We start from the raw sequence: 24,604 nt of genomic DNA, 5'->3' as shown, positions 1-24,604 counted from the left end.
TTATCAATAAAAAACTTTCGCTAGACTAAACGACTTACTTAAAATGTCGAAATTCGTTCCTGCCTCCCCTACCTCGGATATTAGTATATCAATCTAGGGTCGTAAGTGGTATGCTTTGGGCTGAACGAATGCCCGAATTCCCTGCGCGGATAAGGTTGATCCCAATCCTGAGTTTTTCCGCCCCGACCAAGGGACATTTGGACTTACCCTATCGCAGCAATTCCAATATACTGTTCCCGTATCCATTTTTTCGAGGATGGTCATGGCCCGCTCTTCGTCACTGGAAAACACAGCCGCGGTCAAACCGTATGTGGTGTCCTGCATTAAACGGACTGCCTCATCATCTGAAGTTACCTTCTGTATGCCGATCAATGGCCCAAAAGTCTCTTCTTTCATCAATTCCATTTCATGGTTACAGTGTTCAAATACCGTAGGCGCATAATAATATCCGTTTTTTTCCAGTGCATGCCCACCTAGGCGCAACGTCGCTCCTTTGGCGAGTGCATCTTTTACTTGTGCATCAAGCACAGTAAGCTGGGCGGGTCTGGTGAGGGGCCCGATAAATACATCCTGCATCATCGGATCTCCAATAGTATAAGAGGCGACCTCTTCAATAAAGGCTTCAACAAACTGATCATAAATCTTATCCGAGACATAAATGCGCTCTACAGCACAGCAGCTCTGCCCATTGTTGTAAAAAGCACCTTCTGCGGCGAGAATCGCAGCTTTCTTAATATCAACGATATCATCGGTGACATATAATGGATCCTTCCCCCCGAGCTCTAGTTGAACCGGAACCAGTTTATGTGCCACTGTGGTAGCGATATGGACACCGGTCTTATACGAACCTGTAAAAAAATAACCAGCTAAAGGCAGCTCCAACAACCGTTGTCCAATTTGGCCATCTCCGACAATACATTTAAATACGTCTTCAGGAATCCCCGCTTGATATAGGTATTTTTCAAATCGTATGCCTGTAACGGTAGCGAACTCGGATGGTTTATAAAGCACGGCATTTCCAGCCGCCAACGCATACAGGAATACATTAAATCCAACGTTATATGGGAAATTCCATGCCGATATATTGGCGATCACTCCCAATGGTTCATACACGATCTTTTCATGTGTTGTCCCTTCCGTCGTAATGAGTTCCTCCGAAAGCCATCGGCTGGCGTTTGCTTTAAGATGCTCAATACGGTTTTGTGCACCCGCAATTTCGTTCAGCGATTGCGTTATAGGCTTTCCTGTTTCCCTTGTCAGGATTTCAGCAAGCTCCTGTTTATTGGCCAGAATTAACTGACCAAATTCAATTATGCAGTCTAAACGTTGTTGTAGTGGTACTTTTGACCAGGAACGTTGCCCCTTTTTCAAAACGTTAACCGTTACATCCAATTCAGCAGCCGTGATGGCAGGGATCACAGCGTCCACCTCTCCTGTGGCAGGGTTTCTAATTTCTATGTTGTTTTGCATGTTCAAGAAAAACATTAAAAATCAATTCTTCATCCAAAAGCTCGCCAGCTTGCGTGCCGGAGAACTCTGGGTGCCATTGTACTCCCATAACTTTACCGGCAGCTACTTTGGTATATCCAAATGCTTCTATAAAACCATCGTCTGAACGAGCATATACTTCCAAATCCTGTCCCAGTTGTTTGATCGCCTGATGATGTACAGTGTTTACCTTAGGGTTAGAAACATGTCCATACAGATCACCAAACAAGGTTCCGGAAACAAATTTAATAGGATGATTAATCGTATCGTATAATTCCGCCGATCGGTGGACTCCCGCAACGGGTACCTGTGAAGGAATATCCTGATAAAGCGTGCCACCAAAATAAACGTTCATTAATTGAAAACCCCGACAAATCCCCAATATTGGCTTCTCCTGCTTAATCGCGTAATCCAGTATTTTTAATTCATACTGATCCCGATAAGCATCTCCTTTCCATCGACCTATTGGAACTTCACCATAACGCCCCGGAGCGATATCACTTCCGCCCTGGAGGATGATACCATCCATCTGATCAATGATTTCCGTCAACAAGCTATCATCCAAATCGGGGAGCAGCACCGGAAGTATGCCCTTTTTCCCGATCCAGCGTGCCATGTCATTTTCCATATAGCTCAACGATTTGGGCCCAAAAACAGCACGATCCTTGTCGGGATAAAAAAAGCATGCGCTTATTCCTATTTTGATCATACTATTTTTACTAAAATGCTGTTTCATAAATAGCTAGAAAGTCTTCTGTTGTAACCGGCTTAGGATTTGAGGGATGACAGAAATCTGCGTATGCTAATTCCGACAATGGTGCAAGATGTTGCTTTTGCACACCTATGGAGGATAAACACGTCGGTAAATTCAAACGTGTATTGAGTTCAAATAAATAGTCTACGACTTTATCCCCAGCATTATTACCGATACCAAGCGCAACTGCAATCTTATCAAAACGATCTTCGAATCCTGCATAGTTAAATTGCATGCCATAGGGTAGATTAATCGCATTTGCAAGCCCATGATGTGTGTCCAACAAAGATGAAAGTGGATGTGCAAGGCTATGTACGATACCCAGTCCCTTTTGAAAAGCCACAGCTCCCATGAGTGAAGCTAAAAGCATCTTGGAACGCGACTGTAAATCAGATTCCTTGGTTGCTTTTTCAATAGACCCGGCTACCATAGCCATCCCTTCTAGCGCAATACCGTCACACATTGGATGATATCCTTTTGCCAGATAAGCTTCCATATTATGGGTGAGTGCGTCCATCCCCGTTGCTGCCGTAACAAATGCCGGGAGGTCCATGGTAAGGAGTGGATCCGCAAAGACTATTTTCGCCATCAATCTTGGACTGAACAGAATACGCTTTTTCTTGGATTCGTCTTCGGAAATAATGGCACTTCGGCCGACTTCACTTCCGGTACCGGCTGTAGTGGGTACCGTGATCAAGTGAGGGATCTCATTGGTCACATAGATATCTCCCCCGATAAGATCGTCATAATCAAAAAGATCACGGTGATGATGCGCGCGAAGTGCTATTGCACGGGCAACATCAAGTGCTGCTCCGCCACCTACACCGATAATAGAATCTCTATTGTTGTCCCGATAAACATCACCGCCCTGCAGTACATCAGATTTAACGGGATTTTTGTGCAGATCGTGATACACGACCACATCAATTCCTTTGCTCATCAATTTACGCTGGATATCCTTAAAAAAAGGAAGCTCAGCAATAGTTGGATCCGTTACTAATAAAGGCCGAATAAGACCATTATTCAACAGGTAATCCGGTAATTCATTGATTGCTCCTGCACCGAAACGAATGGGTGTAGGAAAATTAAAGCCATAAATTTTAGCTGTATCCATCTTGCAGTTAAATAATTTCAAAATATCTTTTTGTTTCCCAATCTGTTACTTGTTCCGAAAACTGACGCCATTCCCACAGCCTTGATTTGCAAAAGTGATCAACAAATCGTTCTCCAAACAATTCCGAAGCGATTTCAGACTGTGCCATCCGACCGGTAGCTTCATAGAGATTCCTCGGCAGAATACCATGTTGTAAATCCTTATAACCATTGCCAACAGTATTCGGATTATCCAATGATAGCTTGTGTTTGATCCCGTAGAGCCCACTGGCCAAACAGGCGGCGATGGCAAGGTATGGGTTGACGTCTGAGCCGACAACGCGGTGCTCAATACGAGTCGCCTTCGGTCCACCATCAATAACACGGAGTGCAGTAGTTCTGTTATCAATCCCCCAGGTTAAGGTCGTCGGAGCCCAAGCCCCTTCCGTGAGTCTTTTATAGCTATTTACAGTAGGAGCAAATAAGGGTAGAACATCAGGTAAACAATATAGCTGCCCAGCGAGAAACTGCTTCATCAATTCACTCATACCCCGTTGGTCATCGGCGTCATAAAAAAGATTTTTCTCCTGTTTGAGATCCCACAGGCTTTGATGTACATGTCCACTACAGCCGGGCAATTCTTTAGTCTGTTTGGCCATGAAACTGGCAACGATACCATGTTTTTTACCGATCTCTTTTACGGCTGACTTAAAGAGTGTGGCCCTGTCAGCAGCTTCAAGTGCATGACTACATTGAATAGCAGCTTCCAGTACACCGGGCCCTGTTTCTGTATGCAATCCTTCCAAAGGGACACCAAACTGTTCGAGCATCGCCAACAGGTCCTGAAAAAAGCTGTAATTGTCAGCCATCCGCAATATGGAGTATCCAAACATACCGGAGGTGATCGGTGTCATGTCTTTAAAACTATTTTGGGAAGATCCATTAGTTACTTTTACAAAATTAAACCACTCAAATTCCTGTGAAAAAATAGGTTTGTATCCCAAATCCTCCGACTGTGCAATGATATTTTTAAGAAGTGCCCTTGGACAGACATTTTTGTCTGTAGCTTCTGACGTCTCAAAATCGGCAAGAAAGAAAGGAATATCTTCTTGCCAGGGTATCTTACGGAAGGTGTTTCCATCTATACGTGCAGGAAAATCGCCATAACCAGTATGCCATCCTGTAATTTCTACATTGTCATAAACCTGATCATTGACATCCCATCCAAATACCACGGAACAAAAACCAAATTCACTGTCCAATGAAGAGATAAACTTGTCCCGATGCATAAATTTGCCACGCAATACACCGTCGATATCCGCTACTGCAACTTTGACATGTGTACTCTTGCTTGCCTTTAATTTGGAAATAATTTCTTTTTTGTCTATCATAATTTGACGGTTTTATCCTTGTCAAGGAAGATTAGGAAATAAAGATATGATAAGATGACAAGCCCAAAGAATAATAAGGCTGTCAATGGGTTATAAAATATCATAGCAACCAGACAGATCACGGCAATGATCAGTGCGAGCATCGGAAATACGGGATATAAAGGAACTTTAAAGGGACGTTCCAATGAGGGTTCTTTTTTACGTAAGGCGAAAAAAGACCACATGGATATGATATATAGACTGATTGCTCCAAAACAGGCAATGGTAATAATTCCTGCTGTCTTACCCGTCAGTAGTGCAACAATACCAACCGCCATATTAATCAATAATGCATTAGCCGGCGTTTTAAAGCGGGAATGAACTTTTCCCAAGATGGATGGTGCATACCCTACCCGTCCAAACTCAAAGGTAGCACGCCCCCCAGCCAAGATAATTCCATGGAAGGATGCAATAAGTCCAAGCAGACCCACGCCGATAAGCAGTTTGTAAAGGATGTGTGAACTATTCATAACGTTGGCAATGGCAAGAGGTAAGGGCGAATCCGAAGCTTCGGTGCTGCCCGGAGGATAGACGACAGCTTCCCAGCCCGCGACTCCGACTGCCGATAAAAATGTAATGATACACAACACGACCAAAGTGACAATAGCCGATCCAAAACCGATCAACACATTTTTTTGTGGATTGATAGTTTCCTCGGCGACGTTGGCAACACCCTCAATGGCAAGAAAAAACCAGATGGCAAAGGGAATGGACGCAAAAATGCCAGAATAACCATTCGGAAGCGCATTTTGCTGTAGATTGGAAAATTCAAATGCCGGCAGTGTCACACCAGCAAATATCAGCAACTCAATAACTGCCAGAACCGTAACAACCAATTCAAAGGAAGCGGCAAGTTTCACCCCTAGAATATTCATCGTCGTAAAAATCAGATAGGCTCCGATAGCAAAAATTAGGTAGTCAACATCGGGATGGAGCAGATGTAGATAAGCCCCTATCGCCGCCGCAATGGCTGGCGGTGCAAACACAAATTCTATATTTTGAGCAATTCCGGCAACAAATCCCAAGTGTTTTCCAAGTCCTCGATTGGCATATTCAAAAGCTCCCCCAGCTTTTGGTATGGCACATGCCATCTCTGTATAACTGAATGTAAAGGTTAGGTACATAATAATAACAAAAATCGTTGCGATGGCTAACCCCAATGTCCCTCCTTCTGCCAGTCCGAGGTTCCACCCAAAATACATTCCTGAAATAACATACCCTACACCCAATCCCCATAACATAACGGGGCCAAGGACTTTCTTTAATTGGGGATCACTCATAATTCTTTTTCTAGGTTGGCAACTGATATTAAGCAAGATGAATTTACTACTTTAATTTAAATTATAGTATTTAAAACCTATCATTATCTTTATTTTAGTAAAATAATATTAAAATATTATTATTTTTGGATGTAAAAACCTAACGATACGCTTATACCCCTTTGTTTTTAGATTTAAATTACTACGACAATGAAATTAGATGAAAAAGATCTGATGATCTTGGACCTTTTGCAACAGGATGCCAACATGAGTAACAAGGAAATTTCCGATCGCGTCAACTTATCCATGACTCCTGTATACGAACGGATTAAGAAATTGATGACAACAACTGTGCTCAGGCAAAAAGTATATCTACTGGATCGGCGAAAACTCGATCTGAACCTTATGGTCCTTGTATCCATCAGTATGGAAAAACATTCAAACGAAAGCGCTTTGCTGTTTATGGAAGAAATACAGAAATTTCCGGAAGTGGTCGAATGCTTCCACGTGACCGGTGCTTTTGATTACCAGCTCAAGGTTATGGTCAGGGATGTCGACCACTATCATGAATTTAACTTCAATAAACTGGCGACGATTAAAGGAATTCGGCATATGGAAAGCTATTTTGTGATGAAAGAAATTGTTAATACTACACGACTGCCACTTTTCCTTTAAGTTGCCCTGCCTTGCAAATCAAAATTTAGCTGTAAATTTCCGGAGCATGATATGCACTTACTTGACGAAAGGTGCAGTCCCTACAGCTTATTAGCCTTCCATTGCTGGTATCTTTTGCGCATACAATGGCCACAAGGTCTATATCCATTGCTGATTGCCTCGGTTTCATCTTTAAAGAAAACCCGATGCTCGACTTTCATTCGTTTACCGGACAGGCAGTCTAAACGGCCATAAATCCTCGTCTTTTGATAGCCACCCAAAGTAATTTCGCCCTTTCGAATGAAGGAATTTAAGGACTTCTTTCTATCGGCAGTTGTCTCTCCCAAATCTATATGTCTGACCATTGTGTAGGACTAGTTTTTTATGATTTAGCGTCATGAAAGATCAAGCCTAAGGAATGCCGATTGCCACTATGAATAGTCGATACACCATGCTTCATGGTCACGCGGTAGTAACCCTTTGCCCCTTTAACCGGACGGAAATTAGTAGCGAACACAATAATATCACCCTTTTTTGGCTTAATGACATGCGTACGGGATTGAGCCATCGGTATATTTTCAGTTAAAATAAACTCTCCTCCCGTATAGTCTGTATCGATATCATCCAAAAAAAGAACAAGCTGCATCGGAAAGAAAATCTCCCCATAAAGATCCTGGTGCATGGTGCAGAATCCACCGGCACCATATCCGAGGATTAAGGCTGTAGCCTTCTCCTGACCATTCTTCCTACACTGTTCAATAAAATCCTGATGTGTTGGCGGATACCGTCTAGCTATTTTTAAAACCTCCATCCATCTGTTGGCAAGAGGCATCAAATAACCGTAAAAGTTTTCCCTTAATTCGGTTAGGATACCGGGCAATGGATAATGAAAATACTTATAAACGCCACGCCCAAAACGGTAGCGCTCCATGACAACGGTCTTCCGATAACGATATTCACTCTTAAACTCTCCTAACAATTCGGCACATTCCTGATCATCTACAACATCGGGAACAACCGCGAACCCCTTGTCGATCAATGCGTCAAGAATAAGATCCCATTGTTTCGTTTTTAATCTTTCTTCTATTGTGTGCATACCTGTTATCTAAATAGTCTATTTTACCTACCTGGCATCCGTTAGCTAAGTCCGTCATGGAATATAATGCCAAGGCTATGCCTCATTCCGCTGTGCAATGGGCTAACGCCGTGTTTCATATGGACACGATAATGGCCTTTAGTTCCTTTCACTGAGCGAAAATTACTCGTAAAGACGATCATATCACCGCGATTGGGTTTTAAAACATTGACCTTCGATTGCGCTCGCGGTATCTGTTCCGTGATCACAAATTCACCGCCCGTATAATCCTGATCCACCTGATCTAGCAACACCACGATTTGTAAGGGAAAATAGATTTCACCGTACAGATCCTGATGTAATGTATTAAATCCGCCCACATTATACTTTAAAATAAGGACGGTCGGTTCCAGCTGTCCATGTTGCTGACAAAGATTTCGCATGGCAGCATGCGAAGCCGGAAATCTTTTATCCATATTGAGTTCCTGCATCCATTGATTGGCAACCGGAGCGATCATACAGTATACTTTTTCCCTGATTGCCGTGATTAGTCTCGGCAATGGATATTGGAAATATTTGTATTCCCCTAGACCAAAACGGTAACGCTCCATCACGATCGTCTTTCGATACCTATTGTCAGCACCGTACGCTGCAACCAGTTCATCACAGTCTTCTTTATTCAGTATATCAGGTACAACCACAAAGCCCCTATCATGCAATTCCTCGGTGATCAACTCCCAATCCTTGTCCAAAAATCTTGATTTCATATTTTTCATGACGATAATTTTCAACAGCTCAAAATTACCCCCAGCAAGCAAGATAAAAAATCCGAAATATGCTATTTTCTCTTTTTTAGAAATAGGATATCAATTGTAAAAAAACACAACGAATTATCATTTGTATCGCTTATCGAAAACCAGTGAAAAGGACCACTTAAACAGCTATTTTTCAGTTGTAGGTACACGAAAGTTTATTTAAGTTAGATCGGCAACACATTAATTACTAAATATTTAGTTAATTATTTCACCGTTCCCTTCGGTCCGCCGCTCACGAAATCTTTGAAGATCTTCCAGACTCGGTCTGTCCCAATCTTCTACTTCACCAACAATTTTCAAAGCAGCTGTGGACCGGTATGAGCGCGTCGGATTACCCGGGAATTTTTTATCTGTTAGATTTGGATCATTTTCAAAGGTTCCCGTCGGTTCAATAATATAGACACGCTCGCGACCTTCTCCTTTTGCCAAAGCAGCAGCGAGTCCGGCACCGCTAACTAGCCCCGTAAAATAAATATGATTCATGGTCAGTTCAGGCTGATAATTCGATTTCCCGCCAGCAGTCAATAGGTCGCCTACTTTCAAGTCAGCTTTGGTGCCATGGTAAAAAGGTCCAGTATCCGATGGTTTTTCGTTCAGGATTGTAGACAACTCAGCATATTCCGCTGATTTTTGGCTATCTCCCAGATCTCCGTAACATTTGGCAAGCTTCTGATACAGGTTCGGTAGCGCACTTTTAACTGTATTGTCATTTAGTTTTAAGGCATGGCTCAAGGCCTTTTCGAGCCATATCAATCTATCTGAAACAGTTTTTTGCTGCCGGGCTACATAATAAGCTGCAAGAAAGCATTCGTGATCGTTGGTAGCTCCGCTCCAGGCCTGCATAAATATTTTAAGGGCTTCTTCAGGCTGTTTTGCTTCTTCCATGCTCATGCCCTGAAGACAAAGTTTAACAACATTGTTGAAAGGTGAAAATTCCATATATGCATTATTTTTCTTACATCGCTGAATTGCCGATAGCACATGGAGACTTCAAGTCCACATGTACAGCTAACTTATGGATTAAAGTTACGCATTCCACCCTTATATTGTCGCGATTGCACCGCATTCGTATTTTTAAACTTCGCTAAATTTGGATTAATAAGCAAACACTTGAAACAATGAGAAAGATCAGAATTTTCGAACACATCTCGCTCGACGGCGTCATCGAACACGATGGAGATTACACTTATGGCGCATGGACAACAGCCTATAGAAGTCCCGCAGGAGCGGAAATGCTCTTTCAGACCTATGGTCCGGACTTTGACCTTCTTTTGGGCCGTCATACCTATGATATCTTTAGCAGCTTCTGGCCTAATGCAGGCGATTTTCCAATGGCCAATGCAATAAATGCTGCTACGAAATACGTCGCAACTCACCGTCCCGACAGTTTAATCTGGGGGCCTGTCAAAAATTTAGGCAACAACATTGAAGTTGCTATTCATACACTTAAATCAACAGACGGTCCCGATCTGATCGTTGCGGGAAGTTCCGCACTGACCTCCCTTTTACTTGAGCAAGGTCTCGTTGACGAAGTCGTGCTCATTACTTACCCTGTTCTGTTGGGGCATGGCAAACGTTTACTGTCAGACAAGGTAAATGCGCAAAAACTCGCTTTTATCGATTCAAAGGCAACTCCTACAGGCGTTTTCATCAATAGCTATAAATATATTGGATTATTAAAAAAATAATAGTTCGACAGGAGAAATAAGGCACTATGCGATTCAAATATCGGTTAAGCATACTTCGAGTTAGTTTTATGTTTCAAAAGGCTTACGCTCAGTGACCTGCAGCCATAAACTATGCGATCACGATGTTATTTATTTAAATATGTCCGGTTTCTTGTATATTTGATTTAAAACAAATCATTTCTATGAAAAGAACCTTATTATTCGTTGCTATTATTTGTAGCTCTTCCTTTGCCTTTGCGCAAAAAACAACCTACAAAGTCAATACACAAACATCAACGATCAAATGGGAGGCAAAGAAAGTCGTCGGTGGTCATGTCGGTACCATAGCCTTGAAAGAGGGAACGATCCAAACTGATAAAGGTAAAATTACAGGAGGCGGATTTACCATTGATATGAATTCTATGGCCTGTACTGATGCGCCGAAATTAACCGGTCATCTTAAAAATGAAGATTTCTTTGATGTACCTAAATATCCAACGGCAAAATTCGTTATCGCCAAAGTGGATAACAGCAAGACTACTCCAATAATCACAGGTAATCTTACAATTAAAAACAAAACGAAAGCCATATCTTTTCCAGCAAAGGTAACTAGCACCGCCGATGGGCTTTCCGCTGAAGCATTGGGTGTAAAAGTAAATCGACTGGATTTTGATATCCAATATCGTTCAGCAAGCTTTTTCTCTGATCTTGGAAACCGGGCTATTGAAGACGAATTTACTTTGGATATTCAGATCAAAGCCACAAAATAACTTTCAGAACAAAAGAGGTTATAGTAACCTCTTTTAACCTGCTATCATTGATTGCTTAAATCAATTCAATTCCCTGTGCGATATATTTATTCATCTGTGGGCTCGTTGAATCGTTCTCCGTGACGATGATATCAAGCTTTTTGGTCTCATCAATGATAAAATTTGACTCCGTATCAAATTTATCCGATGTACACAATCCAACGATCCGGACGCTCTGTTTCATCATCGCCCGCTTTGTTTCGGCATCCTCCTGATAATTGCACGATAAATTTTCGGGAGTAATCGAACAAACACCCAAGAAATATAAATCAGCCCTAAAATTAGCGATACTTTCCAACGTCGTATTGCCAAATGTTGTAAAGGCCGATTTGTAAAGCCTGCCTCCCAAAAATATTATTTCTATCAAAGGATGGTCCTCAATTACACTCGCAACAGGAAAGCTATTCGTAATGATCGTAACCTTAAGATCCTTCGGTAAAATTTTAGTTAACTCTAAAATGGATGTACCTCCATCGAAAAAAAGTACCTGATCATTTTTAATCAATGATAGTGCTTTTTGCGCAATGATCCTTTTCTGTTCCAACCCCGCCTTCTCGCGATCACGATAATGGTATTTTTTTTGAACAATGCTGTGCGCTCCCCCCCTTACCCCGCGAAGAAGATCCCGATCATTCAATTCCTTAATATCTCTCCGTATGGTATCTTCGGATACCGAAAGCTTTTTACTCAAGGTCTGAAATGAAACCGACCCCTCCCTATTGGTGATATCTAAAATGGTTTGTAGACGATCGTACTTTAGCATAGGAACAAATATATAGATTTAACAGAATAAAATAAATTGCAAAAAACTGCTATAATTGCAATATTTTGCAATTATATGATTACATTTGTGCCATAATAAAAATAAAAATTATGATAAAAAAGACAATTTCCATCGATATGGACGGTGTACTCGCAGACATCCAACGGCATTATCTTTCACATTATTTTGATGAAACTGGTATACGGATAAATGAGAACGATATCGTGGGACTAAAAGAAGCGGATTGTTTACCTGATAAAACGGCAGTCTTAAGATATTTGCATAAACCGGGCTTTTTCCGCAGCATTCCCGTTGCACAAGATGCACAAGACGTGGTGAAAGAATTACAGCATTATTACGATATTTTTGTTGTATCCGCCGCGATGGAATTTCCAAATAGTCTTTTAGAGAAACGGGAATGGCTACAGGAATATTTTCCATTTATTTCTTGGAAAAACATTGTGTTCTGTGGGAGTAAAGGCATTATAGACACCGATTTTCTCATTGACGATCATCTAAAAAATTTAGACAGCTTTTCTGGAAAAGGGCTTTTATTTGATACATTTCACAATGTCAATGAGCACCGGTTTGAAAGATTGAAGAACTGGACGGACGCACATCGTTTTTTTACCGCTGATCTCTAAAATAAGACGTCCAACGGTTAAACTACAGCTGGCCAATCGCAAGATTAATTTGCCAGCTATAGCTTACTGGATTTTATTTTCCAGTCTGAAATTTCCAATAGATCCAATAAGAAACTGAAAGCAAAAGCATAAGAAAAGCCACCACCATAAGCGAAGTTGAAATTCCATAAAACTGTGCGACTCCGCCCAGCAAGGCAGGTCCCAATAATTGCCCTGAATGCCCTAAGGTTGACATCACCGGAATACTTGCCGAAGCCCCTACTCCTTTTTAATTTCCGGCATGACTAAATAAAATCGGAACGATATTCGAAGCCCCGAAACCCAGAAGAATAAATCCTACCAATGCCCCCCAATAAGAGGGTGATAAAACAGCTATCAACAGACCGAATACCGCTAAGAGTCCCCCTCCGACCACAACAACACGATGATCTAACCGAACGACAAGCACGTCACCAAAAAGTCGCATTGTGGCCATGGCGATAGAAAATGCCGCATATCCTATACCCGCAATTTCAAGCGGTGCTTTTTTTTCCTCATGCAAAAATACGGCACTCCAATCCAGCATCGAACCTTCGGAGAGATAAGCACAAAAACAGAGCATACCCAGAAATAAAACATGTAAATTGAACCAACCTGCCCATTTGGACTGGCCCACTGCCATTTCCTTATCGTCGTGATGGCTATTAATGCGCGTTTCATCATCATGCGCATACAATCTACGGTACATGACAAACATAATGATAACAATCAATAAGGAGATCGACAACATGGCATAAGTTGCCTGAAATCCCAGCTTTATCAATAGTCCTAAACCGAGCGATCCCGTTAATCCCCCAACGCTAAAGATGCCATGCAGGCCGGATAAAATTGGCCGGTCAAAAAGTTTTTGGATCAGGATCGAATGTGCGTTTGCCGAAACCTCTATTCCTCCCATGCACATACCAAAACAGAATAACGTAATCCCCATAGTGATTATGGAATTAGCTATTAACAACATTGGCAAGATAAGTCCCAGTGTGATGCCCGAAATAAAGATAATTTTTCTTGTTCCAAACTTATTTAGAAGAACGGTCGAAAATGGCATGATAAAAAGCGCTCCACCACCTATAAGAAGCATCAAAAGCCCCAACACACCATCATCTATACCGAGTCTCTGTTTAACATAAGGAACGACAGGCGCCCAACTGGCAAGCCCCAGCCCGCACACAAAAAAGATAAACCTAACAGCATTTCGCGCTGTATCCGGACGAATGGGCAATGATTTAATTTCCATATAAATTGAGATAAACTAAAATAGTATAGCGATAGACTTGTCTAGGCTCAGTACACAAAACTATCAATAATAAAGCATATTATTGCACAATATTGCAAAAAATGCAAATTAAAGCAATAGAACAATTGATATAAATCAATATTACCAATACTCATGTGGCCCCCCGACCAGAACTACGATTTCCAAAAAATGATTTTACACCTTATGTTGGAGGACTATTTTGCCATAATCATGATTTATCCTTAAATTACTGGCATAAACAACGTCTTTCCTGCAAAAAGGCTTTATAGTGAACCATAAAAAACAGCTATTTCACGAAATGAATTATAAAACTATAGGTTATTTTCTTTCATCAACGCTAATTATCGGATTACTTTATACGAATGGCTGGTTTGATGTATCTTACGCATTCCGACAGTTTCTGGGGATTATATTCCTAATACTGTATTTCGTAGGGACGGTCTTTCTTGTCAAAAGACCGATTTTAAAGGATAGAAAGTTAAGAAAACATCTCTTGGTCAGATTGAGTGTCCTCTTATTTATTGCCCTGATCATCGTTATTTCCCAATGGTTTATAGATAAAGAAACTGATCGTCTGGGCGCGGGTTATTTACTCTATTTTGAGCTGCTCGGTTTTGGAATACCACTTATTATTTATACTGCGATAGAATCAATGCGATTGCTTGCTAAAAAGAATTATGCAGCATTATGCATCAATCTCTTCTTAGTGATAGGAATCTATTGTCTTGTTATTTTCAGCGGACTCTTCGGTTTCTAAATAAATAGCATTTTCCGTGACATTACTCGCAAACCTTTAAATTACTAAAAGTAAATAGATTAAATAGTTAAATCTGCACTAAAAATATGCTATTTAATGTATTTTCCAAGGCATCTAGAAAGTCATATACCTGCAATTATAAAATATACAAGAAAGATTGCCAATTTTACTACATGTAAAATCTAAAGGCGTACGGTTCAACAAATATCGGATCAGGCAGAAATTTGGAACAGCTGATTTGTTATGACTTTGTCACGCAGACAAATTTTTCGTATATTTTTGATATTCGCCGCTCCGAATCTTTTGGAAAAAAGATCAGCGACATGCCGCCGGCAAATAATAGGGCAGTATTTATCAATAAATTTAAACGCATGCAAACTCGTGAAGAAAAATTAAGGCAAATTATTGATTGGTCGCAAAACAATCCGGATATCTGCGCAGTCCTCCTGACAAGTTCATTGGTAAATCCTCTGGCTTCAATCGATGAATTAAGTGATCTAGATATCGAACTTGTATTTGATGACAATACAAACTATATTCTGGATAAGAATTGGATAAATAACTTTGGTACCCCTATTGCCATGGTTGAAGAGGATGAAAGCTACTTCGAGTACAAACACGCAATGAAGATGGTTTTATACGCTGATCATACAAAAGTTGATTTTAAATTATACAGTAAATCAAATTTTTTAGAAGAGGTTCACCAAGAGCACTTACCTGAAGACTGGGATATTGGCTACAAAGTACTTATAGATAAGGAAGGCATAACACAGACGCTCCAAAAACCGACATATCAGGTATCAGTCATCAAAAGGCCTACAGCACAAAAATTCGAGCAGCTGCTCAATGACTTTTGGTGGGACTGCACCTATGTAGCCAAGTGTCTCGTTAGAAAGGATATTTTTTATGCGAAATTTATGTCCGAAGATAATATACGTACCAGTTATCTGGTACCATTAATTGAGTGGGATATAGCCAGCCAGCATGAATGGAACATCACAACCAATAAACACGGGCGTCTATTTGAGAAATATTTACCCCGGCAGACCTGGGAGAAAGTAATCCAAACCTTTTCAGGCAGTGATATAAATGAAAACTGGAGGGCATTATTTGCAATGGCAGACCTCGTCGCAGCGATCGGTAGGGAGCTTGCAAGTAAGTTAACCTATGAATATCCCACAAAACTTGAAGCGGATGTCAGGATATATCTCAATGCTTTAAAGACAAAAGAAATATCCCGTAGCCCGTCAATATAGCGATAGTGGTACTCAAAAATGCATCAGACGCTTAGGCTTAGTTATTGTTAACAACTGGAATCGAGAGCAATCTCAGCCTATTTTGCCATTCTTTTCTTTTTGCTCATTTGACTGATTTTTTAATATCTTTAATTATCATATTTTCAAAATTTAATAAGATCGTTATGACACTAAAAACACTAACATTGAATATGTTCTTCTTGCTATTGACCTTAAGCGCATTTTCGCAAAACAATGCAGGTTTAAATTCGCTATTAAATAAGAATTCAGAATTTATTTTTCCGCAAACAGCACAGAAGATTGAAACTGCATTAAATACGAAGACCGTTTACTACGAAGATGCAAATGAAGAAAAATATGCCAAATGGCTAACAAAATCCGGACTGGAACTGTATGCTAGTCTTGGAAAAAATAATACTATTAATGAAGTATCTTTTGATATTCCGGACGATAAACCACTCATCGTAGCGGGGCTTCCTTTCAATCTTGTGATCAACAAAACAACCCTAAAGGAGAGCAAAGCAAAATTTAGCGTATATGATGCTAAAACAGAAAAAATGGAAGCTGGAAGCACATTTCCAGGTGGTACAAAACTCACCTTTAAAAAAGGAAAGCATTATGCTACGCTAATTTTTGACAGCAATGACTTACTGCGATTTTTAGGACTTACAACCGAACTTATCGCCGCTGGAGTAAATTAAGCAACCTTAATTTGATTCATATCAAAGCCTATATCGGAGAGAGATGGCCCGCCAGATGTGATTTGCTAGATCCTGATCTAAATCATTTTGGAGAAAAGACCATCTCTCTTTTTTCTTTACCAATGTTTGTAGCCCGCCATCTAACAATACTTCCAGCGCTGTTTCGTCTTTGGTAGGGCTTTTTTTTAAGAGCTGAACCTGAAAATCCTTTTCTTTAAATGTAATGCGAAATATCTGCCCTTTATAGGATGTATCTAACTGTCCAATCGTCTCTTCCATGACAAGCAACTCAAAATTTATTATTCTATCAAAAAAATGTTCGGCTTATCTAAAGCTCATAAACAAATATGGGTTCCCTAATCTATCGCTGCCACCAATCTAACAATAAATCAATCAATAGCATTATAGTGCAGCAAATGGAACATGTAAATATACAAAAGAAAACATTAAAATACTAATTATTTTAGCTATCAATAATATATCATCCTCTTCAAGACCTTCAAGTCTATAAAAATCAATAGATTGACCAAACGACAAGCAAATTCCGCGACAGTTGCACTTGGCGCATCACACTTATTTCTCGTACTTTGATCATAACTACCTCGTTTTCATTACAAAAAACCAATCGTTAATCTTTTACGGCTACCACAGCATAAACCATAGGAATTTTGTCTTCAAGCTGTTCAATCCGATATTTATTCTTTTCAAATTCAACCGTCCCTTTAAAACAATTATAAGGTGAATAATCAAATTCATCAAGTTTTGTGATACGGAGTCCATTTTTGATCAAATTATTCACCACTTCGCTTATGCTATGGTTCCACATCACATATTCCTGTTTTATAGCTGCATTTTTATCCGCATAGGTTCCAGTTTCTGTTTCTATAATCGCTCCAGAATTAAAATACCTATAACCAACTTTCTCAAAATTATCGTCGAACATCCAAACGACAGGATGGAATTCAACAAATACAAATTTCCCATTGGGTTTCAAAAACCTGGAAACGACATGTGCCCATTTATCCAAATCTGGCAACCAGCCAATTGTACCATAACTCGTAAAAACAAAATCAAATTGCTGATCCAAATGATTCGGTAGATCGTATATGTCACAACAGATAAAGTGAACATTGGCATTTGTCTGTTCAGCTATTTTTCGCGCACTGTCAATTGCCTTATCGGACAGATCCATTCCGGTCACCTCCGCGCCTAGCCTGCTCAGTGAAATGGTGTCCTGGCCAAAGTGACACTGTAAATGCAAAACAGTTTTACCCTCCAGATTACCAAGTAAACCTAACTCGATCTCATTTAACGAGTTTCTCCCTTGCAGAAAGCTGGGAAGATCATAAAACTCAGAATTAAGATGCGCATCTGTTCTATTGTTCCAGGATGTTCGGTTTATGTCCAAATATTGTTGTTCTTTATTCATTGACTAATCTACCCTTTTTATCCAAATAATTTATACGATTCTCCCCATTCTTGCAGAAGAATAATCTCTTTAACGGTAGTTATCACCTTTACTCCCCTATTTTTTTAAAAATATCAAATCCATAGCGGAATGCTGGTAACGCCCCAACCTATTTTTGTCAATTAGCTTAAGCTTCTTGTCTGTACGGACAAATGTTAAGCCTGTAAAATCGTAATAACTCCAATATGCTCGCGTGTAAAAGTGAAATGAGCGAAAAGGGATATGATCAAAATCAAAAAAATAACTTTTCTGCGCTTGCAGACTGTCAATAATTAAAAGTTTATTGCTTTGTGGCTTTTCAATAAGTAAATATTGATGCAATGGGATCTTATCTTTTGCGGCCTCTATCCAACCAAAGTCCCCATCTATTACACAGTTTTTCACCCTAAGCTTTTCAAATCCTCCATTTTTAAACTCAAACGCCTGGTAATATTGCGGTTCAGCGATATTATCAAAATAGATCTTCACGCTGTTGGCATCAATTTCCTCATGGGTTTGATACAAGGGCAGAAATTCTGTATTCGTAGACCAATCCGTTGTAACATCTACCTGCGACGGCATTGAAGAGAAAAAAGTCAACGTATCATTCCTGATTGCAAATGTACCCCTGGATTGATTTTCATACCTCACATCCTCTCCTGCTTTCAAAGGTAAGTTTGTTTCCTTATAAAAATAACTGTGATCACGGAAGTTTAAAACCAATTCATTGGCTGAGTCACTTTTATATTTTACAATTCCGTTGTCATCATCAGTAAGATGTATGGTACTGTCCACGGCTTTCTGTACATGGTTCCCACAGCATTGCAGCGTTAATACAAACAACAGTATTTTGTAATTTTCAAGTGCCAGCATAACAATCAAGTTTTAACTTCTTAATATCACTCATGTATCACCCCTATGCCTGATTCAATAAGAAAAACAATCATTTCGCCTTTTCGATAATAATATCAGATGGTCCATCGCCATAATACGCCGGTTTCTGCTCAACCATTTTAGGATGGCCATTTTCATCTTTTTCTAATTTTTTGATCCCTGTTCTTGGCGGGCGCCTGGTATCCAGCTCCATTTCGAAAGATATAGTAATTTTATCGTTTACGCCAAGACTATTCCCTTCTTTATCAAAAACCTGCAAATCGTCGGCTGTAAACTTATCAGGAATATACATCCCATTTTTATTATCCTTATAGCCCAAATCTATACTGGCGATATAGTCTCCCTTTCCTTTGGGTTGAGAAAACAAGGAAACGGCAATTTCCATGTCGTTACGAACTGTCACATCGCTATTAAGATAAGGATAGCCCGTCAGGCTAAATCGTTTACCGTCATTGTCTTTGTTTTCATATAATTTTTCAAACTGATCCGCATTAATCGGTGTTGCAGGCTGATCTTTCCCTGCTCCACAGCTTGATATCGCTAAAGTCGATCCGGCCAACAGGGTCAAGATTGTCATTTTCATTATTTTCATGTTATTGAAATTAATAGTGTCTAAATAAACGCAGTAGCTATCAGGAAAATATTCCGATATTTAACCCAACAACCAAATATAAAATATGTGTCATCCACTTTTAGATCAGTCTAATATTCGACCGAGCACAATGAATATCCGTCTATAATAACGAAATTTTCAAATAGGCGCTGACGTTAATTGGTTCATTTTTGAAGGTTTTAAGGTATTGCTTTTATGCCCTATTGTTTCTACCGGATTTGATGGTCTTCCCGATTTTCTCAATACTGTAAAAAATAATACAAACGCGTACCTAATGAATAGGCTAATCCTAGAAAGGTGAAAAAAGGCAGGACATATAACAAGATAAAATACCGCGCAATAAAATCAAAGGACCTCTTATCACTTCTCACTTCTGCTTTATCAAAATATTTTTCGACATCCTGTTTTATCTCAACCGGAAGATAATGAATATGCTGTCGGCCTGCTTTCAACCTGATCCGTAATACAAAATAAAGTTTCAACGAGTCAAACAAATGATAAGAATCAATGTCCTGAAAATCAATACGATTTCCATTCAAAACAATATGATTTTCTTCAAAAATCATATTGTCGCCACTCGTTTTTATTTTCGAAACAAACAAGGAGTACGGGAAACCTATAACGAGAATGGCATTCCATAAGGGATGGATATTGCCAATTAGTAGTGTGCTAGCGAACATGAGAGCAAAAGAAATTAAAGCGGCATATAAGCTATACAAAAGTATTCGGTCAAAGTTAAAGGCTTCTGATTGTAGTGGCTGTTTCATATACAATTATCTTTTTTGGATTAACAGCAGGCTATTTTTCAAATTGACCCTTGTCAAACCCTAACGAGTCTTATTTTATCTGTCTGTTGGGATAAAGCTAGCTCACTACCGCCACAATAATAGATTTATTTACAATTCGCGCTATTCCTTTTACAATATGTCCACTTTCATGATTTTTAAGGATCAGTACCAAAGATTTTAAACTTTCGCAGAGTCCATTGACCATCTCGGTAGAAGCGACGGAAAGAATCCCAGAAACATCAAAGTCAAGTGGAATAAACAGTAAATTTCTGGAATTTACGACGAATTGGCTTTTTGTTTTACCGACTTTAAAAGCAAAAGGCTAAAAGACTGAAATAAAGTAATTTATTTTTATTCACCTTTGGAATATCTTCATTAATTTTATGCACATAGTTTCAAGTAAAAAACAAAAACAACACCGTATTACACAAGATTTCCTTAAATTGTATAACTTGCTTTTAACAGGTGTAAGTTGCTATGGATATATTGGATTTGAATAAAGATTATTGGGACAATCGCTATAAAAACATGGAGATCGGATGGGATATTGGTTATGCATCACCAGCGATTATAAAGTATGCAGAGACCGTAATTCCCAAAGACGCATCTATTTTAATTCCCGGTTGTGGCAACGCGCACGAAGCTAAGGCACTTCTGGAGCAAGGCTTTGAAAATATCACCTTGCTTGATATCGCACCGACATTAGTTGATCAGGTTCAAAAAGCATTTGGTGAAATTCCGCAGCTTCAGATTATCTGTCAGGATTTTTTTCAGCATGAACAACAATACGACTATATTTTGGAGCAGACATTTTTCTGTGCATTGGATCCTGCCCTACGAAAAAGCTACAGCAGCAAAATAGCTTCATTGCTGCAACCGCGCGGTATTCTCGCAGGTTTGTTGTTCGATAGGGAATTCCCATCAGAGGGGCCTCCATTTGGTGGAAACAAAACGGAATATCAGCATTTGTTTCATTCAGCCTTTGATATTTTAAAGATGGAGACCTGTTTCAATAGTATATCGCAGCGACAAGGAAGCGAGCTTTTCATCGAATTAAGACAAAAATAACCTACTTTCCGGGCATGACCTGATAAGTTGGGTCATCCTTAATATTAACGACAGCAATTCCCGTCGCATTTTTGAGGAGGGAGCGACAATCTTCACTGAGATGCCAGAGTTCCACCTTCTTCTGTTGTGCTGCATAGCGCTCGGTAATTTTATTTAGTGCATCCACAGCAGACATATCCACTACTCTACTTTCTTTAAAGTCTACAATGATATGATCAGGATCCTCCTGAATATCAAACTTATCTAAAAAATTAGCTGTGGAACCGAAAAACAAAGGCCCATATATTTCATAATGTTTTATACCTTCTGGGTCAACATATTTTCGCGCCCGTATACGCTTCGCATTATCCCAGGCAAAAACCAATGCAGAAACTATGACACCGACAAGTACCGCCAAAGCCAAATTGTGCAATAGTACCGTTATGCCGGCAACAAGGATACCAACAAAAATATCCGATTTCGGAAACTTATTGATAATCCGAAAACTCACCCATTGAAAAGTGCCGATAGCGACCATCATCATCACACCGACAAGTGCTGCCATGGGGATTTGCTCAATAAAAGGAGCTCCTACCAAGATAATCAACAGGATTGTCATCGCTCCGATAAAAGCAGATAACCGCGTCCTGGCGCCCGCATTCAAGTTTACCAAAGTCTGGGCGACCATCGCACATCCTCCCATACCACCAAAAAATCCATTGACCATATTTGCTAGCCCTTGAGCCATGGATTCGCGATTAGCATTCCCTTTACTCGCGGTAATCTCATCGACCATATTAAGTGTCAGAAGTGATTCAACAAGTCCTACACCTGCCATAACAAGGGAATAAGGAAAGATTAATTGCAATGTTTCCCAATTCCATGCAATATGCGGTAAACGAAAATGCGGCAATGACCCACTGACCGAGGCAATATCCACCACCTTTTTAGTTTCGATCCCCAGTAGGGAGACGATAGCAAAAACAACCAAAATAGCAATCAGGGAAGCGGGGATTGCTTTGGTGAGCCGCGGGAATCCGATAACAATCAACATAGTCAATAGCGTAAGTCCGCCCATGATATATAAAGTTGAACCCGACATCCAAACCGCGCCGTCCCCACTATTCACTTTAAATTGGACGACCTGTGCCATAAAAATAATAATCGCCAATCCATTTAGAAATCCATACATAACAGGTTGTGGTATCAAACGGACAAATTTTCCCCACCTAAAAACACCGACCAAAAATTGCAAAATGCCTGCCAGGACCACAGCTGCGAAAAGGTAATCTATACCGTGGCTTGCCGCGAGAGCCATCAGAACAACAATAGTAGCTCCGGCTCCACCGGATACCATACCCGGTCTCCCTCCAAACACAGCAGTCACAAGCCCCATTAAGAAAGCGGCATACAAACCTGTCAAAGGAGGCAAGCCTGCTAATATGGCGAATGAAAGCGATTCAGGTATCATGGTCATGGCAACCGTCAAACCGGCAAATAGCTCGTTTTTCAAATTGACAGACCGTATGTTTAAAAATTCAAAGGTATTGTTCATATCAAAATCAGTTGAACAGTTATAAAGCGTTGCAAAGGTAACATTCCCTCGTGCATATCAGCAACCTAAATGCAGCTAAAAGAAGAAAGAAATGATCATCGTAAAAACACTTTTACTCAATATTTGTTATTGAATACAAATTTTATTGCAAAACAGTATATTGACCCGTATGAAACAAAATCCAAAGTTTTATCGCTATATTTTATTTTTGCTTTTGAATGTATTTACTACCGTTTTTGGCCCCCTAGTTTTAGCCCAGTCAGCTGTCATTGCCGCCGTTCAAACAAATCAAAATAGCCCCCAATATGCCGCTGTAAATCCGGTAAATGTATCGGATAGCACATACTTGCCTACATTGGTAGATAGTGTCGTTCGAGCCGTAAGGAGCGCAAATTTAAAAGACAGCATGGCCGTATCGAGACAACAGGCAAGATGGATTTCCGATCGGATCAATGCCAAACTGCCTGATAGTGTCATCAATTATCAAAAGAAAAACTTTTTGCGGGCGGGCATAGAATGGTTTTCCATTCAGGCAATCCCTGCATCGGTTAATTATTTCATCCGTAAAGATCCGGTCTCCCATATTTCATTCAAAAATTTCTTTAGCCATTTGAAGTTTTCAGCTTGGACCTGGGATGATAATCTCTTCGCTACCAATCAGATTGCCCACCCCTACCATGGCCAGTTCTATTTCAATTCATTCCGGTCCAACAATTTTAGTTTCTTGCAGTCTACATTGGCTACTGTTGCCGGGAGTTACATCTGGGAGACAGCTGGTGAAACGGAACCGCCTTCGATCAACGATATCATTAACACCAGTTTTGGCGGAACGATCCTTGGGGAGATGACCCATCGTCTTTCACATCATATCCTGGCAAGGCCCAGTCTCACAAAAGGACAACGCAATAAAAAAGAAATATTAGCCATGCTGATCAATCCGATAAACGGGTTAAACAGACTGCTTGATGGCCGTTGGGGAAATACCACGAAGGGAGCAGTCATTGACAGTTCGCTGGTTCATACGGAAGTTGAATTGGGAATCCGGAGATTTGATGCCAAAGAACACAATGTCCTAAGTCGGGGAAAGAACGATATTTATGCGCGCATCAAGCTGATATATAACAATGACGATATCGACAAGAAGAAACCATTTGACGATTTTTTCCTGAATCTTGAGATTGGTTCAGACGATAGTTCCGTCGTAAATGCCGTCAATGTTTATGCCTCCCTTTATGGCAACCGTATATTATCCAACTTAACAGGGCGACATCGTGGAATCGTCTCCGCTCATTTTGATTTTCTGCGAAATGAAGCCTTCTATTATGGATCACAGAGTATCAACTATAACATTTATTCCAATTTTAATATCGGCCAACATACCAAGTTGACCACCGTCCTTGCCGGTGGCCCGGTAGTTTTGGCAGCGGTACCAGATCCGTATCTTCATTTTGGCGAAAGCCGCACCTACGACTATGGACCGGGAGCAGATATTCGGGCATCGGCAACCCTAAGTACGCTCAATCGCTTCAAATTTGGAATAGACTACCGTGGAGGCTATTTTGTCACCATCAGTGGCAATAAATCCCATCATTATCTTCATACCGCATCGACTAGCGCTTCAGTACGGATCTGGAAAAATTTTGGTGTCAATCTTTACTCAGGATATTTTAGGCTGGAGGGGCATTACCAAGACCATAAAAATGTGAATAAAGACTACCCTTTTATACGTTTAGCCCTCGCTTATAACTCTGAATATTAAATCGGAATATAAAAAAAGCCTTAACCAATCGCGGTTAAGGCTT

27 protein-coding genes are annotated in these 24,604 nt (G+C 40.2%); 9 read left to right on the top strand and 18 right to left on the bottom strand.

Going from position 1 to position 24,604, the window contains the following annotated elements; genetic code table 11:
• Nucleotides 1–93: 93 nt before the first annotated feature.
• Genes DCO56_RS08440 through eat form a run of 5 tightly spaced genes read right to left on the bottom strand, consistent with a single transcriptional unit; the run spans nucleotide 94 to nucleotide 6,044 of the window.
• The gene (locus DCO56_RS08440) at nucleotides 94–1,470 is read right to left on the bottom strand and encodes an aldehyde dehydrogenase family protein (protein ID WP_108633301.1); all 1,377 of its coding nucleotides are present in this window, start codon (nucleotides 1,468–1,470) and stop codon (nucleotides 94–96) included.
• Nucleotides 1,448–2,197 carry a gamma-glutamyl-gamma-aminobutyrate hydrolase family protein gene (locus DCO56_RS08435; RefSeq protein WP_108633300.1) on the bottom strand — a complete coding sequence of 250 codons (750 nt, stop codon included), beginning with the start codon at nucleotides 2,195–2,197 and terminating at the stop codon, nucleotides 1,448–1,450. The genes DCO56_RS08440 and DCO56_RS08435 overlap by 23 nt, the downstream gene beginning before the upstream one ends.
• Before the next feature lie 10 nt (nucleotides 2,198–2,207).
• Complete coding sequence (locus DCO56_RS08430) at nucleotides 2,208–3,356, bottom strand: iron-containing alcohol dehydrogenase (protein WP_108633299.1); 1,149 nt, start codon at nucleotides 3,354–3,356, stop codon at nucleotides 2,208–2,210.
• Between the two features lie 7 nt (nucleotides 3,357–3,363).
• The gene (locus tag DCO56_RS08425; protein WP_219929345.1) at nucleotides 3,364–4,725 is read right to left on the bottom strand and encodes a glutamine synthetase family protein; all 1,362 of its coding nucleotides are present in this window, start codon (nucleotides 4,723–4,725) and stop codon (nucleotides 3,364–3,366) included.
• A complete protein-coding gene (eat, locus tag DCO56_RS08420) occupies nucleotides 4,722–6,044 on the bottom strand; it encodes an ethanolamine permease (protein ID WP_108633298.1) in 1,323 nt (440 codons plus the stop codon). The genes DCO56_RS08425 and eat overlap by 4 nt, the downstream gene beginning before the upstream one ends.
• 189 nt (nucleotides 6,045–6,233) lie before the next feature.
• Between eat and DCO56_RS08415 the strand changes: the two genes are divergently transcribed.
• Nucleotides 6,234–6,698 carry an Lrp/AsnC family transcriptional regulator gene (locus DCO56_RS08415; RefSeq protein WP_108633297.1) on the top strand — a complete coding sequence of 155 codons (465 nt, stop codon included), beginning with the start codon at nucleotides 6,234–6,236 and terminating at the stop codon, nucleotides 6,696–6,698.
• A gap of 80 nt (nucleotides 6,699–6,778) precedes the next feature.
• Here the strand turns inward: DCO56_RS08415 and DCO56_RS08410 are convergent, their stop codons facing one another.
• The 4 genes from DCO56_RS08410 to arr form a co-directional block, all read right to left on the bottom strand.
• On the bottom strand, nucleotides 6,779–7,042 hold the full coding sequence (locus DCO56_RS08410; RefSeq protein WP_108633296.1) for an Ada metal-binding domain-containing protein: 264 nt from the start codon (nucleotides 7,040–7,042) through the stop codon (nucleotides 6,779–6,781).
• 17 nt (nucleotides 7,043–7,059) lie between these two features.
• Entirely contained in the window at nucleotides 7,060–7,773 is a 714-nt protein-coding gene (locus DCO56_RS08405; RefSeq protein ID WP_108633295.1) for a 2OG-Fe(II) oxygenase, read from the bottom strand.
• Between the two features lie 41 nt (nucleotides 7,774–7,814).
• On the bottom strand, nucleotides 7,815–8,519 hold the full coding sequence (locus DCO56_RS08400; RefSeq protein WP_245935798.1) for a 2OG-Fe(II) oxygenase: 705 nt from the start codon (nucleotides 8,517–8,519) through the stop codon (nucleotides 7,815–7,817).
• Nucleotides 8,520–8,762: 243 nt separating this feature from the next.
• Nucleotides 8,763–9,176 carry an NAD(+)--rifampin ADP-ribosyltransferase gene (gene arr / locus DCO56_RS29850; protein WP_281259374.1) on the bottom strand — a complete coding sequence of 138 codons (414 nt, stop codon included), beginning with the start codon at nucleotides 9,174–9,176 and terminating at the stop codon, nucleotides 8,763–8,765.
• Between the two features lie 509 nt (nucleotides 9,177–9,685).
• Between arr and DCO56_RS08390 the strand changes: the two genes are divergently transcribed.
• Nucleotides 9,686–10,255 (top strand): dihydrofolate reductase family protein, encoded by a 570-nt coding sequence (locus DCO56_RS08390; protein WP_108633293.1) that lies wholly within the window; start codon nucleotides 9,686–9,688, stop codon nucleotides 10,253–10,255.
• A 182-nt stretch (nucleotides 10,256–10,437) separates the two neighbouring features.
• Complete coding sequence (locus DCO56_RS08385) at nucleotides 10,438–11,004, top strand: YceI family protein (RefSeq protein ID WP_108633292.1); 567 nt, start codon at nucleotides 10,438–10,440, stop codon at nucleotides 11,002–11,004.
• A 55-nt stretch (nucleotides 11,005–11,059) separates the two neighbouring features.
• Here DCO56_RS08385 and DCO56_RS08380 read toward each other — a convergent pair whose 3' ends face one another.
• Nucleotides 11,060–11,806: a DeoR/GlpR family DNA-binding transcription regulator gene (locus DCO56_RS08380; RefSeq protein ID WP_104381115.1), complete on the bottom strand. Its 747-nt coding sequence runs from the start codon at nucleotides 11,804–11,806 to the stop codon at nucleotides 11,060–11,062.
• A 110-nt stretch (nucleotides 11,807–11,916) separates the two neighbouring features.
• Between DCO56_RS08380 and DCO56_RS08375 the strand changes: the two genes are divergently transcribed.
• On the top strand, nucleotides 11,917–12,450 hold the full coding sequence (locus DCO56_RS08375; protein ID WP_245935797.1) for a 5' nucleotidase, NT5C type: 534 nt from the start codon (nucleotides 11,917–11,919) through the stop codon (nucleotides 12,448–12,450).
• Between the two features lie 73 nt (nucleotides 12,451–12,523).
• Here DCO56_RS08375 and DCO56_RS29495 read toward each other — a convergent pair whose 3' ends face one another.
• Nucleotides 12,524–12,685, bottom strand: coding sequence for an MFS transporter (locus DCO56_RS29495; RefSeq protein WP_146190999.1), 162 nt, complete (start codon nucleotides 12,683–12,685; stop codon nucleotides 12,524–12,526).
• A gap of 33 nt (nucleotides 12,686–12,718) precedes the next feature.
• Nucleotides 12,719–13,723 carry an MFS transporter gene (locus DCO56_RS08370; RefSeq protein WP_108633291.1) on the bottom strand — a complete coding sequence of 335 codons (1,005 nt, stop codon included), beginning with the start codon at nucleotides 13,721–13,723 and terminating at the stop codon, nucleotides 12,719–12,721.
• Between the two features lie 319 nt (nucleotides 13,724–14,042).
• Here DCO56_RS08370 and DCO56_RS08365 point away from each other — a divergent pair, with 319 nt between their 5' ends.
• The 3 genes from DCO56_RS08365 to DCO56_RS08355 all read left to right on the top strand — a co-directional run bounded on the left by DCO56_RS08365 (nucleotide 14,043) and on the right by DCO56_RS08355 (nucleotide 16,458).
• Nucleotides 14,043–14,501 carry a hypothetical protein gene (locus DCO56_RS08365; protein ID WP_108633290.1) on the top strand — a complete coding sequence of 153 codons (459 nt, stop codon included), beginning with the start codon at nucleotides 14,043–14,045 and terminating at the stop codon, nucleotides 14,499–14,501.
• A gap of 371 nt (nucleotides 14,502–14,872) precedes the next feature.
• On the top strand, nucleotides 14,873–15,757 hold the full coding sequence (locus DCO56_RS08360; RefSeq protein WP_108633719.1) for an AadS family aminoglycoside 6-adenylyltransferase: 885 nt from the start codon (nucleotides 14,873–14,875) through the stop codon (nucleotides 15,755–15,757).
• 164 nt (nucleotides 15,758–15,921) lie between these two features.
• Complete coding sequence (locus DCO56_RS08355) at nucleotides 15,922–16,458, top strand: hypothetical protein (protein ID WP_108633289.1); 537 nt, start codon at nucleotides 15,922–15,924, stop codon at nucleotides 16,456–16,458.
• 21 nt (nucleotides 16,459–16,479) lie between these two features.
• Here DCO56_RS08355 and DCO56_RS08350 read toward each other — a convergent pair whose 3' ends face one another.
• The 5 genes from DCO56_RS08350 to DCO56_RS08330 all read right to left on the bottom strand — a co-directional run bounded on the left by DCO56_RS08350 (nucleotide 16,480) and on the right by DCO56_RS08330 (nucleotide 20,179).
• Nucleotides 16,480–16,737 carry a hypothetical protein gene (locus tag DCO56_RS08350; RefSeq protein WP_108633288.1) on the bottom strand — a complete coding sequence of 86 codons (258 nt, stop codon included), beginning with the start codon at nucleotides 16,735–16,737 and terminating at the stop codon, nucleotides 16,480–16,482.
• A 349-nt stretch (nucleotides 16,738–17,086) separates the two neighbouring features.
• Nucleotides 17,087–17,887 carry a class I SAM-dependent methyltransferase gene (locus tag DCO56_RS08345; protein ID WP_108633287.1) on the bottom strand — a complete coding sequence of 267 codons (801 nt, stop codon included), beginning with the start codon at nucleotides 17,885–17,887 and terminating at the stop codon, nucleotides 17,087–17,089.
• 96 nt (nucleotides 17,888–17,983) lie between these two features.
• Nucleotides 17,984–18,778, bottom strand: coding sequence for a hypothetical protein (locus DCO56_RS08340; protein ID WP_108633286.1), 795 nt, complete (start codon nucleotides 18,776–18,778; stop codon nucleotides 17,984–17,986).
• A gap of 70 nt (nucleotides 18,779–18,848) precedes the next feature.
• Nucleotides 18,849–19,391 carry a hypothetical protein gene (locus tag DCO56_RS08335; RefSeq protein ID WP_146190998.1) on the bottom strand — a complete coding sequence of 181 codons (543 nt, stop codon included), beginning with the start codon at nucleotides 19,389–19,391 and terminating at the stop codon, nucleotides 18,849–18,851.
• Between the two features lie 260 nt (nucleotides 19,392–19,651).
• The gene (locus DCO56_RS08330; protein WP_108633284.1) at nucleotides 19,652–20,179 is read right to left on the bottom strand and encodes a hypothetical protein; all 528 of its coding nucleotides are present in this window, start codon (nucleotides 20,177–20,179) and stop codon (nucleotides 19,652–19,654) included.
• A gap of 498 nt (nucleotides 20,180–20,677) precedes the next feature.
• Between DCO56_RS08330 and DCO56_RS08325 the strand changes: the two genes are divergently transcribed.
• Nucleotides 20,678–21,268: a methyltransferase gene (locus DCO56_RS08325; RefSeq protein ID WP_108633283.1), complete on the top strand. Its 591-nt coding sequence runs from the start codon at nucleotides 20,678–20,680 to the stop codon at nucleotides 21,266–21,268.
• 1 nt (nucleotide 21,269) lies between these two features.
• Here DCO56_RS08325 and DCO56_RS08320 read toward each other — a convergent pair whose 3' ends face one another.
• Nucleotides 21,270–22,802: a SulP family inorganic anion transporter gene (locus tag DCO56_RS08320; protein WP_108633282.1), complete on the bottom strand. Its 1,533-nt coding sequence runs from the start codon at nucleotides 22,800–22,802 to the stop codon at nucleotides 21,270–21,272.
• A gap of 169 nt (nucleotides 22,803–22,971) precedes the next feature.
• Here DCO56_RS08320 and DCO56_RS08315 point away from each other — a divergent pair, with 169 nt between their 5' ends.
• Nucleotides 22,972–24,561, top strand: a complete 1,590-nt coding sequence (locus tag DCO56_RS08315; protein ID WP_108633281.1) for a DUF3943 domain-containing protein — start codon at nucleotides 22,972–22,974, stop codon at nucleotides 24,559–24,561.
• The last annotated feature ends 43 nt before the right edge of the window (nucleotides 24,562–24,604 follow it).

The organism is Sphingobacterium athyrii (assembly GCF_003071065.1).
GTDB lineage: Bacteria > Bacteroidota > Bacteroidia > Sphingobacteriales > Sphingobacteriaceae > Sphingobacterium > Sphingobacterium athyrii.
The sequence above is the reverse complement of the archived record's forward strand: the minus strand, read 5'-3'. Positions and strand labels throughout refer to the sequence as shown.